General features: G+C 47.0%; 14 protein-coding genes and 1 riboswitch. Of the genes, 13 read left to right on the forward strand and 1 reads right to left on the reverse strand.

Translation table 11 applies throughout. The features are described 5' to 3' along the window. The first annotated feature begins 83 nt into the window (after positions 1-83). From BUA56_RS05545 to BUA56_RS05600, 12 genes are read left to right on the forward strand one after another with little or no spacing between them, the layout of a single operon-like run. On the forward strand, positions 84-1,043 hold the full coding sequence (locus tag BUA56_RS05545; protein WP_072849702.1) for a PfkB family carbohydrate kinase: 960 nt from the start codon (positions 84-86) through the stop codon (positions 1,041-1,043). Positions 1,044-1,046: 3 nt separating this feature from the next. After that, a complete protein-coding gene (locus BUA56_RS05550) occupies positions 1,047-2,069 on the forward strand; it encodes an ADP-ribosylglycohydrolase family protein (RefSeq protein WP_072849704.1) in 1,023 nt (340 codons plus the stop codon). A 17-nt stretch (positions 2,070-2,086) separates the two neighbouring features. Next, on the forward strand, positions 2,087-3,460 hold the full coding sequence (locus tag BUA56_RS05555) for an ABC transporter substrate-binding protein (RefSeq protein ID WP_072849706.1): 1,374 nt from the start codon (positions 2,087-2,089) through the stop codon (positions 3,458-3,460). 16 nt (positions 3,461-3,476) lie between these two features. Beyond that, positions 3,477-4,358 carry a carbohydrate ABC transporter permease gene (locus BUA56_RS05560; protein ID WP_072849708.1) on the forward strand — a complete coding sequence of 294 codons (882 nt, stop codon included), beginning with the start codon at positions 3,477-3,479 and terminating at the stop codon, positions 4,356-4,358. After that, the gene (locus BUA56_RS05565; RefSeq protein WP_072849710.1) at positions 4,358-5,188 is read left to right on the forward strand and encodes a carbohydrate ABC transporter permease; all 831 of its coding nucleotides are present in this window, start codon (positions 4,358-4,360) and stop codon (positions 5,186-5,188) included. Before BUA56_RS05560 ends, BUA56_RS05565 begins: the two co-directional genes overlap by 1 nt. A 24-nt stretch (positions 5,189-5,212) precedes the next feature. Next, the gene (locus BUA56_RS05570) at positions 5,213-7,339 is read left to right on the forward strand and encodes an ADP-ribosylglycohydrolase family protein (RefSeq protein WP_072849712.1); all 2,127 of its coding nucleotides are present in this window, start codon (positions 5,213-5,215) and stop codon (positions 7,337-7,339) included. Positions 7,340-7,351: 12 nt separating this feature from the next. Then, positions 7,352-8,251 (forward strand): carbohydrate kinase family protein, encoded by a 900-nt coding sequence (locus tag BUA56_RS05575; RefSeq protein WP_072849714.1) that lies wholly within the window; start codon positions 7,352-7,354, stop codon positions 8,249-8,251. A gap of 4 nt (positions 8,252-8,255) precedes the next feature. Further along, the gene (locus tag BUA56_RS05580; RefSeq protein ID WP_072849716.1) at positions 8,256-9,176 is read left to right on the forward strand and encodes a nucleoside phosphorylase; all 921 of its coding nucleotides are present in this window, start codon (positions 8,256-8,258) and stop codon (positions 9,174-9,176) included. Positions 9,177-9,206: 30 nt separating this feature from the next. Then, positions 9,207-9,956 (forward strand): 5-formyltetrahydrofolate cyclo-ligase, encoded by a 750-nt coding sequence (locus BUA56_RS05585; protein ID WP_072849718.1) that lies wholly within the window; start codon positions 9,207-9,209, stop codon positions 9,954-9,956. Between the two features lie 13 nt (positions 9,957-9,969). Beyond that, positions 9,970-11,109, forward strand: coding sequence for an SIS domain-containing protein (locus BUA56_RS05590; protein ID WP_072849720.1), 1,140 nt, complete (start codon positions 9,970-9,972; stop codon positions 11,107-11,109). A 16-nt stretch (positions 11,110-11,125) separates the two neighbouring features. Beyond that, the gene (locus BUA56_RS05595) at positions 11,126-11,764 is read left to right on the forward strand and encodes a YczE/YyaS/YitT family protein (protein ID WP_072849722.1); all 639 of its coding nucleotides are present in this window, start codon (positions 11,126-11,128) and stop codon (positions 11,762-11,764) included. After that, a complete protein-coding gene (locus tag BUA56_RS05600) occupies positions 11,742-12,065 on the forward strand; it encodes a YjbQ family protein (RefSeq protein WP_341443379.1) in 324 nt (107 codons plus the stop codon). Before BUA56_RS05595 ends, BUA56_RS05600 begins: the two co-directional genes overlap by 23 nt. A gap of 29 nt (positions 12,066-12,094) precedes the next feature. Here the strand turns inward: BUA56_RS05600 and BUA56_RS05605 are convergent, their stop codons facing one another. Beyond that, positions 12,095-12,433 (reverse strand): hypothetical protein, encoded by a 339-nt coding sequence (locus BUA56_RS05605; RefSeq protein WP_072849724.1) that lies wholly within the window; start codon positions 12,431-12,433, stop codon positions 12,095-12,097. A gap of 342 nt (positions 12,434-12,775) precedes the next feature. Between BUA56_RS05605 and BUA56_RS05610 the strand changes: the two genes are divergently transcribed. Then, a complete protein-coding gene (locus BUA56_RS05610; protein ID WP_072849726.1) occupies positions 12,776-13,924 on the forward strand; it encodes a hypothetical protein in 1,149 nt (382 codons plus the stop codon). A 75-nt stretch (positions 13,925-13,999) separates the two neighbouring features. Beyond that, positions 14,000-14,118: riboswitch (FMN riboswitch) on the forward strand. Positions 14,119-14,183: the final 65 nt, after the last annotated feature.

Genomic DNA, 14,183 nt, shown 5'->3' on the forward strand with positions numbered 1-14,183 from the left:
ATAATTTAAAAGTTGATAGTTGACATACTGCACAACTTGTGTTAAAGTTAATACAACATAACAAGCAGACAAGATGTAGAAAAATGGAAGGAGGAGATATTCTGGAAAAGGAGAGGATTTCAGTAATTGGAGCAGCAGCAGTATGTGATTACATATATGAAGTAAATAAACTGCCTGGACCAGGAGATATTGTAGAGATTATAAGAGAACATCCGGAGCCGGTGTGGGGCGGGTGTGCACCGAATATTGCGGTGGGAATTAAAAATCTGACTCGGACAACACCGGAATTGTTCTATCCGGTGGGCTATGACTATAAAGACAGCGGCCTGGAAAATTATTGGAAAGATAAGGGACTGAATTGTGAAAACGTAACAAAAGTAGAGAACTGCCGGTCAGGATATGCGCACATGTACATGCAGAAGGATGGGAAAACTATCTGTCTTGGTTATGCAGGAGCGGCCCGGTGCGGGAAGGCAGATGCAAAAGCTAGATTAGGAGAATGGGTAGTGATAGCCCCCGTGTTGAATGGATATACGGAAGAGTATCTGAAACGTGGAATCGAAGAGAAAAAATCCTGTATTGTAACCGGTATATGCTCCCGGGAACTGATTCCCTATCTGCCGGATGTGAAGGCGGTAATTATTAATCAGCATGAGGCTGACTATCTGATGAGACATCTGGGATTTTGCAGGGAAGAACAATTGGCCGCTTATGTAGACGGGGGACTGCTGTTTATTACTAACGGGGAGAAGGGAAGTAAAGTTTACGAGAAGGGCCGGATGACCCAGGTGCCTGTGGTAACCGGGAATCAAATCATAGATTTTACCGGCGCCGGGGATGCCTACACCAGCGGGGTTGTATCAGCGTTAGCAGTGTGGGGGATGGAACCGGTACTGGCAGGTTATGTAGGGGCGGCCAATGCCAGTTTTGTATTGGAGACCATAGGTGGGCAGACGAATTTGCCCGAATTTGCACAGTTAATCGAAAGGCTGGAGCAGACATACCCTGAGACAGCACAAAAAATAAAAGGTAAGAGAGGATAAAACATGAAAATCAGCAAAATGGACAGAACTTTGGGATGCCTTTACGGAACAGCAACCGGAGATGCCCTGGGTGTACCGTCATCTTTTTTGACACCTAACCGCATCAGGGAATTATATGGATGGATTGATACTTTTTACCCTCCGGAGAAGGGACATATTTACCATGACGGACTTCTGGCAGGGGAATATACAGATGATACGGAGCAGGCTCTTGCCCTGACCCATTCCTTTCTCCGGTACCGCAAAGTAGTTCCGGAAGACATTGCTAAGGAATTGGAAAAATGGGCTGAGCGAGTGAAAGATAAATACGCAAGTCCCTTCGGACCAAGCACGGAGCGGGCACTGAAAGCGATACGGGAAGGCTGCCCTATCGGGGAATCCGGGAAATACGGCAATACCAATGGTTCTGCCATGCGAATCAGCCCTCTGGGAATCATCCACGGGCTGCGGGACAGCTCTATTGAGGAGATTGTCAGAGATGTATATCAGACATGCCTTGTGACACATAACACGAAAGTAGCAGTGTCCTCGGGAGCCGCAGTCGCATGGGGGATTGCAGTTTGTATGAAAGGTGAGACCGATGTCGGTAAAGTGGTGGAAGAGACTATAAAGGCAGCAGCAGCAGGGGAAATATTTGGAAATGATATTCCGGCACCGTCCATCGGCAAGCGGATTGACTGTGCGGCAGACCTGGCATTTAAGGCAAAATCCCCTCAAGAGGGAATGGATGCCATTTACAGCTACTTTGGCGGAGGCGATCTCTGTGCGGATTCCATTCCACAGACCATAGGACTATTTGTCCTGGGAAAAGGAGATCCTAAGAATACCATCGAGTATGCCGTCAATATCGGGGGGGACTGTGATACGAATGCCGCAATGGCAGGGGCAATGGCGGGAGCAATGAACGGCGTGGATGCCGTACCGCTGGTATGGAGAGAAACGGTTAATAAAGTAAATCATATAGATATGACGCCGGTAGCAGAAGATTTGATCAACTTAGCACCTAAGTGGCAGGTGGCTGAATAAGAAGTGGAGGATCTGATATGAAGAGAAGAGTATTATCTTTGGTATTAGCATTGTGTATGGCAGTAGGAATGGCCGGGTGCGGCAGCTCAGAAAAAGAGAAGTCTGGTAAATCGGCATCGGCAGAGGGAGACAGAAAACAGATTACTATGTGGTTCTGGGGTTGTGCCACCCCTTATCAGGAACACATGCAGAAGGTATTGGTGGACAGTTACAACGAGTCTCAGGAGGAATACTGGCTTACTCTGGAATTCAGAAATACCGTGGACAAAGATATTCCAGTTGCTTTGGCGGCTGATTCCGGTCCGGATATAGTATATGCTTCCGGTCCCTCGTATGTATCCACTTATGTCCAGGAGGGAAAGGTAATCAGTCTGGATAAATATGCAGAGCAGTACGGCTGGAAGGACAGAATGCTGGGAATTCTGTATGATGCATGTACGGTAGACGGAAGTCTGTATTCCATTCCTAATTCTATCTCTGTGGGAGGGATTTTTTATAATAAAGCTTTATTCGAAGAGAAAGGCTGGGAGGTACCCTCCACGGTAGATGAGTTGACAGCCATTATGGACGAGGCAATAAAAGATGGTTTATATGGCTCTCTGGCCGGAAATAAAGGATGGAAGCCCTGCAACGATAATTTCAGTTCTCTTATGGTCAGCCATTTTACGTATCCGTCTGTAATGTATGACTGTCTCAGCGGCAAGACTCCTTTTAACAATCCCGAAATGGCAGGAGCCGTTGAGCTGTCGAAAGAGTGGTACGAAAAAGGATATCTGGGAGGCTCGGACTACACGGATCTGGATTCTCAAGAATGTATGCAGATGCTTTCAGAGAAAAAATCTCCCTTTGTCCTTGCGCCTACCTTGTATTTCCAGTTTGCAGGACAGTTCTTTACCGGAGACTTAGAAGATGATCTTGGATTTGTCCCATTTCCATCCCTGCAGTCTGATCAGCCTTCACCGGTGTATGATGTGGCTACCCCCTGTAATTTCAGCATCAGCGCCAACACACCGTATGCGGACGAATGTGCCAAAATTTTAGACACTATGCTGACAGAAGATTTCCTGGTAGAAATGACAAAAGGATGGCCGGGATACTGGGCAACACCTCTCAAGGAGATCACAGTAGATGAAAGCTCAATTGAAGGATTGGGCGGTGAATTTATCGGCGCAGTAAAAGAAGCCTGTACAGCTATTGATAACGGACAGTTCAGCTTCCATCCAACCACGTTTATGCCTCCGGAGACTCAGGAAAAATGGAGAGATATTGACATGGTTTGGCAGGGAGTTATGACACCCGAAGAGTTCCTTGACTCTGTGGATGCCGTGTTCCCCGCTGAGTTGGAGAAGAATTTGGTAAGCCCGTTGGCAGAGCCTGCCAGAGCAAAGTAAATAGGAGTAATAAGGGATGAGCGATAGAAAGAGTAAAAGAGAAAGAAAAACAGGTTATTACTTACTTGCCGCACCCGCTATACTTTTAAGCCTGTCTGTGGTTTTGATTCCGGCAGTTACCACCATTTATGCTTCATTCACGGAATGGAACGGCATGGGAGAGATGAAATGGATAGGACTGCAGAACTTCAAAGATATTCTGGGCGATCCAATTTTCATGACATCTTTGAAGAATAATTTTAGATGGACGCTTATTTTTCTCATCGTCCCGGTAACCATAGGGATGGTTGCGGCAGTCCTGTTGATCAACATGAAGAAGACCAAAAATATGTTTCAGACCTTTTATCTGATTCCCTATATTCTGGCACCTTCTACCAATGCAGTAATTTGGCTGAATATCATGTTTTCCCCTAATGCAGGGGTGATTGGATACTTGAAGGACCTGGGGCTGGATATTTCATCACCGTTAGGTAATATGTCTTCCGCGCTCTACGGTGTAGTTGGAGTAGATATATGGCATTACTGGGGTTTTTTGACCGTGATTTATCTGGCGGCTCTGCGGCAGACACCAATAGACCAGATTGAGTCGGCACGGGTAGAAGGGGGAAATGCATGGCAGATCTATCGTTATATATATCTGCCAAACATTATGCCTACCGTAAAGTTGATGTTTGTTATGATTGTGATCTATTCATTCCTTTCTTTTGATTATGTATATCTTCTGACAGGAGGGGGACCTGCCCATGCCACGGAATTGCTGAGCACCTTTGCCTACAGTACGGCATTTTCTGCCTTTAAGTTCGGGCGCAGCGCCGCTGTATCTGTAGTGATGGGGATTTTCGGAAGTGTTGCAGCATTTTGCTATGTTTGGATAAGCAGAAAGGATGTGGCTGAATAATGAAAAGGAAGCAGGTCATTCATAAAGTTATTATCGTAGTTATTCTGGCAGTTCTATCAGTCATTGCCCTTACACCGGTGCTTCTGGTATTGGTGAATAGTTTTAAGACGCACGCGGAGATTGTAGCGAATCCACTGGCCTGGCCGAAAGAATTCTCTTTTTACAATTACCAGCAGGCTTGGGAGCTGGGCAAGTTTGGGGAAGGATTTGCTAATAGTATCAAGCTTTCCGGAACCGCCGTTGTGGTTGGAGTACTTGCATCCGCAGGATGCGGATATGTCATTGCGGGAAAGAAAATTAAGATGTGGGGCATGATTCTGATCTACTTCATGCTGGTGACAACGGTTCCCATGCAGCTGTTTTTACTGCCTTTGTACTCCACGTTTGTCAAATTAGGACTCATGGGGAATCCATTTGCCGCAGGAGTGGTAATTGCGGCATGGAATCTTCCCCTGCCTATCTTCCTTATGCGTACCTTCTTCCTGAAAATACCAAGGGATCTGGAAGAAGCAGCGCGTATTGACGGGGCAGGAACCTTTCAGGTATTTACTAAGGTGATGCTGCCCATCGTCTCGCCGGGACTGATAACAGTAGCCGTAATTGTAGCACTGAATTCCTGGAATGAATATCTGTTAAGTTCCACTTTGCTCCAGGGGGAGACAAATTTTACGGCAACCATTAAGTTTTTAAATTTAAATGGAACATTCTCCAGAGATATGAGTATTATCATGTCGGGAGCAGTAATTATGATTGTTCCGGTGGTTATTGTATTCCTTCTGCTGCAGAAATATTTTATTGAAGGTATGACCGGCGGATCGGTAAAAGGATAATAAAAATAATATTGGAGGTTAGTGATGATTAGCAAGACATACAGCGAACAAATCTATGCAGGAGTGTTAGGAAAAATCATAGGAGTATATATGGGGAGGCCAGTGGAAGGTTGGTCCTATGAAAACATTGTAAATGAATTCGGTAAAATAGAGAATTATGTGGCTGAGCACAATGGTTTCCCTCTAATTGTTCCAGATGACGATATATCCGGCACTTTTGTATTTTACCGTGCCCTTGAGGACAACGGCTATCCGAAAGACGTGACGGCGGATCAGATTGGACAGACTTGGCTGAATTATATTATAGAAGACAAAACCATACTCTGGTGGGGCGGCCTGGCAAGATCTACAGAGCACTCTGCCTATCTAAGATTAAAACAGGGAGTAAAACCTCCTTACAGCGGCTCTTTTGAATATAATGGACAATCTATTGCGGAAGCCATCGGATCACAGATTTTTATTGACACCTGGGCCATGAGTAATCCGGGAAATCCTGAACGCGCTGCAAAAATGGCAAGAGAGGCAGCCATTGTAAGTCACGCAGGGATTGCAGTGGAGGCGGCCGTGTATCTGGCAGCCATTGAAGCCCTGGCTTTTGATATCAAAGACGTAGATGAATTGCTACGCAGTGCCAGAAAATACGTACAGGGGGAATATGGCAAAAAACTCCTGAAGCTTGTGGATGATGTGGTGGAACAGTGCAGCCGGGCATCGGACTGGAGGCAGGTACGTGACTGGATCCAGGAGAATCACGGATACCATCTGTATCCCGGAAACTGCCCCATGGTACCCAATCATCTGGCAGTGATCATGGCATTGAAAATGGCGGGGGATGATTTCCAGGAGAGCATTTCCATCGCTACAAGCGCGGGTTGGGATACGGACTGCAATGCAGGAAATGTAGGATGCTTAAACGGGATCCGTCTGGGTCTGGATGCTATCAATCACGGCGTTGACCTTAGAGGCCCCGTGGCTGACAGGATGCTGGTGGTAAGCTCCGACGGGGGGTCCTGTATCTCCGACGCAGTGCAGGAGAGCAGAAAGATTATTAAAGCAGCATCTGCCCTGGCAGGGGAAGCTGCAGAACTTCCGGAAAATAGATTTGCATTTGAATACAGGGGATCTACCCAGGGCTTTATGCTTCATCCGGAACCCATCCATGTACAGGCAGCCACGGAAGTAAAGAATGCATGGGAAGAAAAGGGTGAGGCCGGACTTCAGATTACATATAAGAATCTGGGCAGAGGGGCAAAGGCCTCCGCGTCAGTGGCAACCTTTGTGGATCCTGCGCCAAAGGCAAAAGCCGGGACTTCTTATTTCGAAGTATACGCAAGTCCCTCCATTTATTCCGGCCAGACCGTGCACATGACGGTGAAATGCTTTGAGGTGGAAAATCCTGATTTGAAATTATTTATTGATTACTACGATCAGAATGACAGAATCAGCACCATAGAAGGGGATACGATAAGGCTGGAACCAGGTCTAAATGAAATTGCCTGGAAGGTGCCGGATACCACAGGCCGGTCCATCTACCGCCTGGGAATCCGGCTGAACAGTGACCATATGCTGAATGGATCTGTTGTAATAAAAAGCCTGGACTGGAAAGGGTCTCCGGAACTCTTCCATATGGGAAAGGCCAATGAACTGACACCGGGTATCAGCCCCTTTGTGACACGTACACAGTGGCTGTCCGCGTTTATGACGTCGGTAAAACACTATGGTCCGGACTATCTGGCTACCATTTCCCTGTCCCATCCGGAAGAAAACGGAGTAATGACTATAGGAACTACGGACTGGGATGATTATTCCATAGAGACAAAGCTTCAGTTTGTACATGGCAACTGTGCGGGGGTTGTGGCAAGATCCAAAGGCCACAGAAGATACTATGCAGCTGTCTTCCGGGACAACAAGGCGGAGATCATAAAACGCTTTGACCGTGATGTGATATCTCTGGCTGCCACTGCGTTTCCCACCACAGATGATATGACACATGAAGTAAAACTGGAGGTAAAGGGAAACCGGCTGACCATGTTTATCGACGGAGAACAGAAAGTTGCCTGCACAGACGATACCTTTGCAAACGGAGCAGCAGGGTTCATGGTGGATGAGGGTGCTATTGTGGCGGAAGGCCTCACGGTTAAAGGCGTGTAAGGGTTAATTGGCATGGAATACGTAGTAGTATCAACTGCAGTGATGGATGATATGACCCTGGCCGACGGAACTTATATGGGAAAGCTGCTGGGGGGAGCGGGCATTTACGCCCTATGCGGGGCCAAACTGTGGACGGATCAGGTGATATTAGTAACCGGGACCGGGCAGGATTTGTATGACAGGCATAAAAGCTGGTTTGAGAAGAACCAGCTTTCTACGGAGGGAATTACCATAAAGTCAGAATACAGCCCGATATCAATTCTGCAGTATCAGGAGAATGGGGAGCGAACAGAAACGCCTCTTTACGGCGCGGAACATTATCAATGGATGGAGGCGGTTCCCCGCGAGATAGAGCCTCACTGCAGGGATGCCAAAGGGGTATATATATTTAAGGGCACGGATTCAGGCTATTGGAACGAAATTCTGGACTTAAAGAAACAGTATGGGTTCCGTATCCTGTGGGAGCTGAACGGGGATTATGCCTGCCCCCAGTATGCGAATGCTGTCAGGAGTATCGCAGAAGGGATTGATGTTTTTTCCATTAATGCAGCGGAGGCAAAAAGGTTGTTTGGGTGTGAGGAGGCAGAAGCGGTGGAACGGCTCCGGTCTATGGGAGTGCCTCTCGTCTACTACCGGAGAGGTTCCAAAGGGGCTTATATGATAACTTCCCGGGAGATTCAGGATGTTCCCGGGGTACAAAACCTTGCAGTAATAGATTCCACAGGAGGAGGCAACAGTTCCTCCGCCGGAGTACTTTATGGTTATTGTGAGGGACTTGGACCAAAGGAATGCGGTATCCTTGGCAGTATATCCGCCGCATCCTGCATTACCCAGTATGCTGTCCCGGAAAACATAGATGACGGGCTTCGCAGAAATGCTGAGAGGCTGAGAAGACAGATGATGGAGGAGTAAAAGATTGGGGAAATTAAGCGATAAAATCAGGGCAAAAGAGTCAATCAGACAGATCCATACACAGTATGAATATGACAAAAACATCCCGGAAAAGGGATTTTATATCCAGGGAAAGCCGGCGTTGACCCAGATAGATACCTCCCAGGTGGGAGAGTTTGTCCTAATCTGTGTCAGGGATGCCCTGTGCTCTTATGACCAGGATCCGGCTAAAGTCATTGCCGGAAAACTGAATAATGCCCGTATGATAGGTCAGTCCGGAATGTATCTGTCCTACAGCGGATATTACAAAGGAGCCTCTATTACTGTGGTGAGCGGAGGCAGCGGCGCTCCTGAGATGGAAATGATTTTATATGACTATATGGAACATACGGATGCTCATACCTTTCTAAGAGTAGGGGGCTCCGGAGGCTTTGGGGATGAGGTGAATCCTGGGGATGTGGTGATTTCCAGCGGAGCGGTACGGGCAGAGGGAATGACAAGAGCCTATATTGATGCCGGATATCCGGCGGCCAGCCATTATGAGGTGGTCTGTGCTATGGTGGAAGCTGCAGAGAAGATTGGCCATCCCTATCATGTGGGGGTGACCGTGTCCAGTGACAGTGACTATGTAGGCGGAGGACGTCCAGGAGTGGGCGGATATCTTCAGCCGGAAAACATAGAAAAGGCAGGGAGCTATAACCGGGCTGGCTGTCTGAACGGAGACAGGGAGTCTTCCGCCATTATTACTCTTTCAGCCTTATTTCAGCGCCGGGGAGGCTCTGTTTGTTCCGTGGCGGATAACATATGTACTGGAAGAAAGTTCAGTGCCGGGGCCGGACACAACGTGGCCGTGGATATTGCCCTGGAAGGCTGCGCCATACTGAAGCGGATGGACGAAGAAAAAAAGGGAAAACCATACTGGCATCCCGGACTGGCGCAAGATTAACTAAGCTATGAGTATGAAGGAAGAAAGCAAATGAAAAAAATAGATGCAACAGAAGCAAGGCCGCTTATCTGGGAAGAACTGAGAAAAGTGGCCAGGCCCGACTCCCGTTTCAGCTGGGAGTTCGGGGAATTTATTACCGATTATGAAGGCAGCGGCGAGGGCGCCCGGCGGTTTTGCCAGACAGAGCTGTATCAGAACGCAAAGGTGATTTTTGTCACACCGGACAATAACCTGGAACGCCTCAGGGAACAGGTGATCAGAGACAAAAAAACACTGGTAATGACGAATTACGGGATTACCAGAGGCTTTTTTCTGGTAACACCTGATGCGGTTCCGGAAGGGAAGGAAGAACTGGCCTCTTTGCTGGACGGGGTGGGAAGATATTGGAAGCATCAGACCCTAAAGCAATTAAAAGCGTCTGTGGGAAGAATTGACGTGCTGGTGTCAGGGGCTTCCGCCATTACCCCCGGAGGCGTACGGTTTGGAAAAGGCCACGGGTATTTTGATCTGGAGTGGGCGATGCTGTACACCATGGGAATTGTGGATACGGAAACTCCGGTGGTAGCTGCAGGCCACGACTGCCAGATCATGGACGCGGACGTGGCTGTGAGGGAGTTTGACACGGCTATTGATTATATTGTCACTCCTACCAGGGTGATAAAAACCAGGAATGAGTATCCCAAACCCACAAAAGGGGTTATCTGGAGCCTGCTGGAACCAGAGATGAGAGCACAGATTCCGCCATTGTATGAACTATGGTGTAACATTCACTGCAAATAAGTAGGAGGTATGAATGGAAGGATATGATAATCCAATGAGACGGCAGGTATTCAGCCTGCCGGATTTAATAGAGCAGCAGGTCAGTGACTTAATTCCTAAAATTGCGGACCTGTGGACTCGGGAGGAAGCGCTGTGTATTCAGAAAATCATCCTCACCGGTTGCGGGGACTCCTATGCCGCATGTATGGCGGAGAAGTATACCTTTGAGACGCTGACCGGAATTCCCACAGAGGCAGTCCCGGCCCTTGATCTGGCCAGATATTACTGCAAGGAACAGTTCGGCCAGGATAAGGGGAATCCCCTGGTGATTGCTGTCAGTAATTCCGGAAATGTGGCCAGGGTCTCTGAGGCAGTGCAGCGGGCCGGTATGCATGGATCTATGACCTTGGGAATCACAGGAAACCGGCACTCAGAGCTGGGAAGACACAGTGAAAAAATCCTCTGTTCGCAGATCCCGACTTTTGAAAACGCACCGGGAACCAGGAGCTATCTTGTGAGTATCCTGGCGCTGAATCTTCTGGCTGTCCGCTTAGGAGAGCTGAGAAGAAACTATACTTCTGAAATGGGGGATCGCTACCGGAAGGATATCAGAAACCAGTCTGATTTGTTAAGAGAACTGCTTCCCCAAATGGACGGAATCTGCCTGGAGGTTGCCCGTCAGTGGAAGGACTGTCCTTGTTATGAATATGTGGGGGCCGGATTTGACTATGCAGCAGCCTGGTTCGGACATGCCAAGATTTTGGAGGCGGTGGGAAAGTTCGTCATGCACTGCAATGCGGAGGACTGGCATCACCTGAATTTCTTCGCCAGGGAGGCAGATAAGATAGGAACTGTGGTAGTGTGCAATACGGCTAATCCGGCCGTGAGCAGAACGAAAGAAATGGTAAGGTATGCGCAAAAGCTGGGGCGTCCGCTGGCAATAATAACCGACGGGGGCCCCGAGGATTTTGACAGCGTAAGGGCTGCCTATATCCAGGTACACGCCCCGGTATATCCCATTCATATGCCTGTCACGCATTTTGCTCCTCTGTGTCTCATGGCAGGGTATCTGTCAGCTATAACAGGAGAAACTTACGGGAGAGACGGCGAAGGACCCTGGGAGTTCAGCAAGGGAGGCCGCTGCGTGAGAGAAAGTGAGATCATAATCAGGTAATAGAGGGAGAGATATAATGTTGTTTTTAAGAAAGGGCGCTCTTTATTTGGGAGGAATGATTATCCTCACATTGGGACAGCGGCTGTTTGTGGAGGCAGGCTTGGGGGCAGACGCACTGGATGCTCTCTGTGTGGGACTGTCTGAGAGCGCGGGGCTTACCCCGGGAACATGGGTGGCGGCCACCGCCTTTCTCATGATGTGTACAGCAGCAGTCTTATCCGGAAGAAAACCATTGGCGGGAGGGTTGGTGTCCTCATTTATCTTCGGCGTATTCTTTGATCTGTGGGCACGGTTTTTTCAACACTTTTACGAACCAGACAGTATGGGGATCCGTATCTTGATGTACGGAGCAGGAATTCTTTTAGGCCCTCTGGGAACAGCCATATATTTTAAAAGCGGGTTTGCCAAAAGTGCATTGGATGATTTTATTTTTGCAATAAAAGACAGGCTCCATCTTAGTATTAGAGTGACGAAAACGTCTGTTGAGATCGGACTGTGCACGCTGGCATTTTTGTTCGGCGGACCTATTGGCATTGCAACTATTCTTACTGCGGTACTCTACGGGCCTCTTCTGCAGGGATTTATGAATAGGCTGGACAATATGTGCACCATATGTGTAAGGAGTGGATTACATGGCTTTGTTAAGAAAATTTGAGATAAGCACAGTGTATAATGATATTTACGATATTACAGATAGTATAAAGGAGACTGTGAGTAAGAGCGGGGTGCAGGAGGAAATATGCAGGCTGATTCCCACCAGAATTGACTTTCATCATCAGCATGATAGTCCGCAGGATGCTGCGGGCCATGTTAAGTCAGCACTGCTGGGAATAGAAAGGATGTTCATTATCCATAAGGGAAAATTGCTGGTTGGCGGTTCCCAGGGAATCTACTTTCTGGAGTTCGATGGACCCAGGAACAGGGAGTATTATGTGAAGGTGATAGGAGACGTATAACATATTGATATATCTTCACAAAAACCTTGTCAATAACTTTTGAAAATGCCACTTTTTAAATAGGCTCTTCTATGAGGAGCGAATTTCTGGCCGTTGCCAAACCATTCAAAAGGAGCTGCATCCACCTGAATGAGTTTCCCGACATAGGCCTTACGCTTGCCCCCAATGGGGGCGATTTTTATTTTTTTTCTTCTGAGGGCTTTGAATGCCAGCATTTTTAGTATACTAAGAAGAGAGGAATATGATATAGTAATGTCATACTTGTCTTTGAGAATTTTTTGAAAGTGAAGGAAGTTGGCCTGCGAATACTCTGGGAAAGAGTGGATAGCAAGGACAGCTTCTTTTTCTTTGTCAGAAAGAGTGTGCACAGGCTTTCTACCAGTATTTCCATGAATGAGGGAGGATGCGCCAGAAGAGAGGATTCTTTCATACTATTATAGGTTCCACAAAAGTGACATTTTCATAAGTGAATCCTAACGCGATATTATCACAAGTTAACAACAATAACGAAAGGAGAAATAGTTGTGATATAATAGGAAAAAAGTTATAATATATAGAAGCAGGAGTATTGTTAATAGTACAAGGGATGAAATGTGTTGATTTTGTGATGGAAGATTTAAGAAAGTGTAAAGACTAAATTAAAATTAGGTATTTTATGTCTGCTATGCGGAAATAAAGAATAGAAAAATGTATGCGAAGGAGAAAGAGTGATGAAAAAGAAAGCGGCAATGCTGACGGTACTGTGCTTATTAGCAGTTTCTATCAGCGGGTGCGGACAAAAGGCAGATACCCAGAAAGTACCCGATGAAACAACAGTCAAAGCTGAGAAAAGCGAATGGGAAGATAACAGTAAAGAAGTGGAGGCATTGAAAAAATTATCTCTGACTGCCTATCCCGGCAGAACCATTGGGGAGGCATTTACCGGAGAATACGAAGTAGTTGAATGGAAGTATAAAGAGGAAGACGGAAAAAAATTTCTTAAATGTTCTTTTATCCATCAGGAAAAGGAATACAGTCTGACGATTTATAAAGATGAATATGAGAATGTGAATGCGGCAGAGTATTATGCCGGGAAGGAAAAGCAGAGTCCGGAAGAAATGCAAAATTTCTGCCAGGAGCTCTTTTCCCAGGGAGAGACAGTGTCTTCCGAAGAATCCCAGGAATTTCCGGAGAGTCGGGCCGGATATTACAGCAACGGATACTGGGCAATGGATCTGAAGAGCATTGACAATACCTCTGGAACGGTTCTGTATGATGGATATGAGTATGCATACAGCCCTACGCAATTTGCCTGCAAAGATCAGGAGGGAAAAATTATTGACGGAAACACCTTGGAATTCAGCGGCGTGACCATTACCTGGGAGGGAGACTCGTTTACTCTGACGGAGGGAAGAGATGCCATGATTATGAGCAGCATGGCGGGAAATAACCATGACACGGAACATGGAGCCGGGAAGTATGTAAAAAGCGAAAGACCCAAGGAAGATGCCCAGGAACAGGATACAGGCACAGCCAGAAATATTGAACTGTATGCCGGAGAGTATAACGATTACCGCTGGTTCGGTGACAATCCAAATTGTCCGGAGAATCCATGCATGATCTCCGTATCGAATGTTACGGATACTTCCTTTGACTTCAGGATAGAACAGTGGGATCCGTCATCGAATTCATACAGTGTAATCTTTAACAAGCATACGGCAGTATTTACTGGAGACGGGACAACAGCTGCATATTTTGGAAAGCAGTATACACTAAACTTTACTTTCCCTGATGTGACTACCATTGAAGTTTCGGGATTTGACCCGACGGAAGGCATTTCTTATATGTGCAACGGGATTCCCGGACATGAATTCAGCTGATCCATTTTTATATAATATTCACAAATACCTTGAAAACTATGGGTAAATGCGCTATAATTTCCTATAGAATAAAAGAAAATTCTTCGGGGCAGGGTGTAATTCCCTACCGGCGGTGACAGTCCGCGACCCATGCAAATGGCTGAACTGGTGTAATTCCAGTACCGACAGTATAGTCTGGATGTGAGAAGAAGGTAATATGATATCCATCGTTTATCTGCCCCGGATGCTGTATCCGGGGCTTTTTTCGTAAGAATTTCCT

The sequence above is a fragment of the Lactonifactor longoviformis DSM 17459 genome (genome assembly GCF_900129135.1).
Taxonomy (GTDB): domain Bacteria; phylum Bacillota; class Clostridia; order Lachnospirales; family Lachnospiraceae; genus Lactonifactor; species Lactonifactor longoviformis.

Excerpts from the sequence above, each read along its gene's own strand:
- BUA56_RS05545 (WP_072849702.1), top strand. The coding sequence starts at position 84 with ATGGAAGGAGGAGATATTCTGGAAAAGGAGAGGATTTCAGTAATTGGA.
- BUA56_RS05550 (WP_072849704.1), top strand. The coding sequence starts at position 1,047 with ATGAAAATCAGCAAAATGGACAGAACTTTGGGATGCCTTTACGGAACA.
- BUA56_RS05555 (WP_072849706.1), top strand. The coding sequence starts at position 2,087 with ATGAAGAGAAGAGTATTATCTTTGGTATTAGCATTGTGTATGGCAGTA.
- BUA56_RS05565 (WP_072849710.1), top strand. The coding sequence starts at position 4,358 with ATGAAAAGGAAGCAGGTCATTCATAAAGTTATTATCGTAGTTATTCTG.
- BUA56_RS05590 (WP_072849720.1), top strand. The coding sequence starts at position 9,970 with ATGGAAGGATATGATAATCCAATGAGACGGCAGGTATTCAGCCTGCCG.
- BUA56_RS05585 (WP_072849718.1), top strand. The coding sequence starts at position 9,207 with ATGAAAAAAATAGATGCAACAGAAGCAAGGCCGCTTATCTGGGAAGAA.
- BUA56_RS05575 (WP_072849714.1), top strand. The coding sequence starts at position 7,352 with ATGGAATACGTAGTAGTATCAACTGCAGTGATGGATGATATGACCCTG.
- BUA56_RS05600 (WP_341443379.1), top strand. The coding sequence starts at position 11,742 with ATGGCTTTGTTAAGAAAATTTGAGATAAGCACAGTGTATAATGATATT.
- BUA56_RS05570 (WP_072849712.1), top strand. The coding sequence starts at position 5,213 with ATGATTAGCAAGACATACAGCGAACAAATCTATGCAGGAGTGTTAGGA.
- BUA56_RS05595 (WP_072849722.1), top strand. The coding sequence starts at position 11,126 with ATGTTGTTTTTAAGAAAGGGCGCTCTTTATTTGGGAGGAATGATTATC.
- BUA56_RS05610 (WP_072849726.1), top strand. The coding sequence starts at position 12,776 with ATGAAAAAGAAAGCGGCAATGCTGACGGTACTGTGCTTATTAGCAGTT.
- BUA56_RS05560 (WP_072849708.1), top strand. The coding sequence starts at position 3,477 with ATGAGCGATAGAAAGAGTAAAAGAGAAAGAAAAACAGGTTATTACTTA.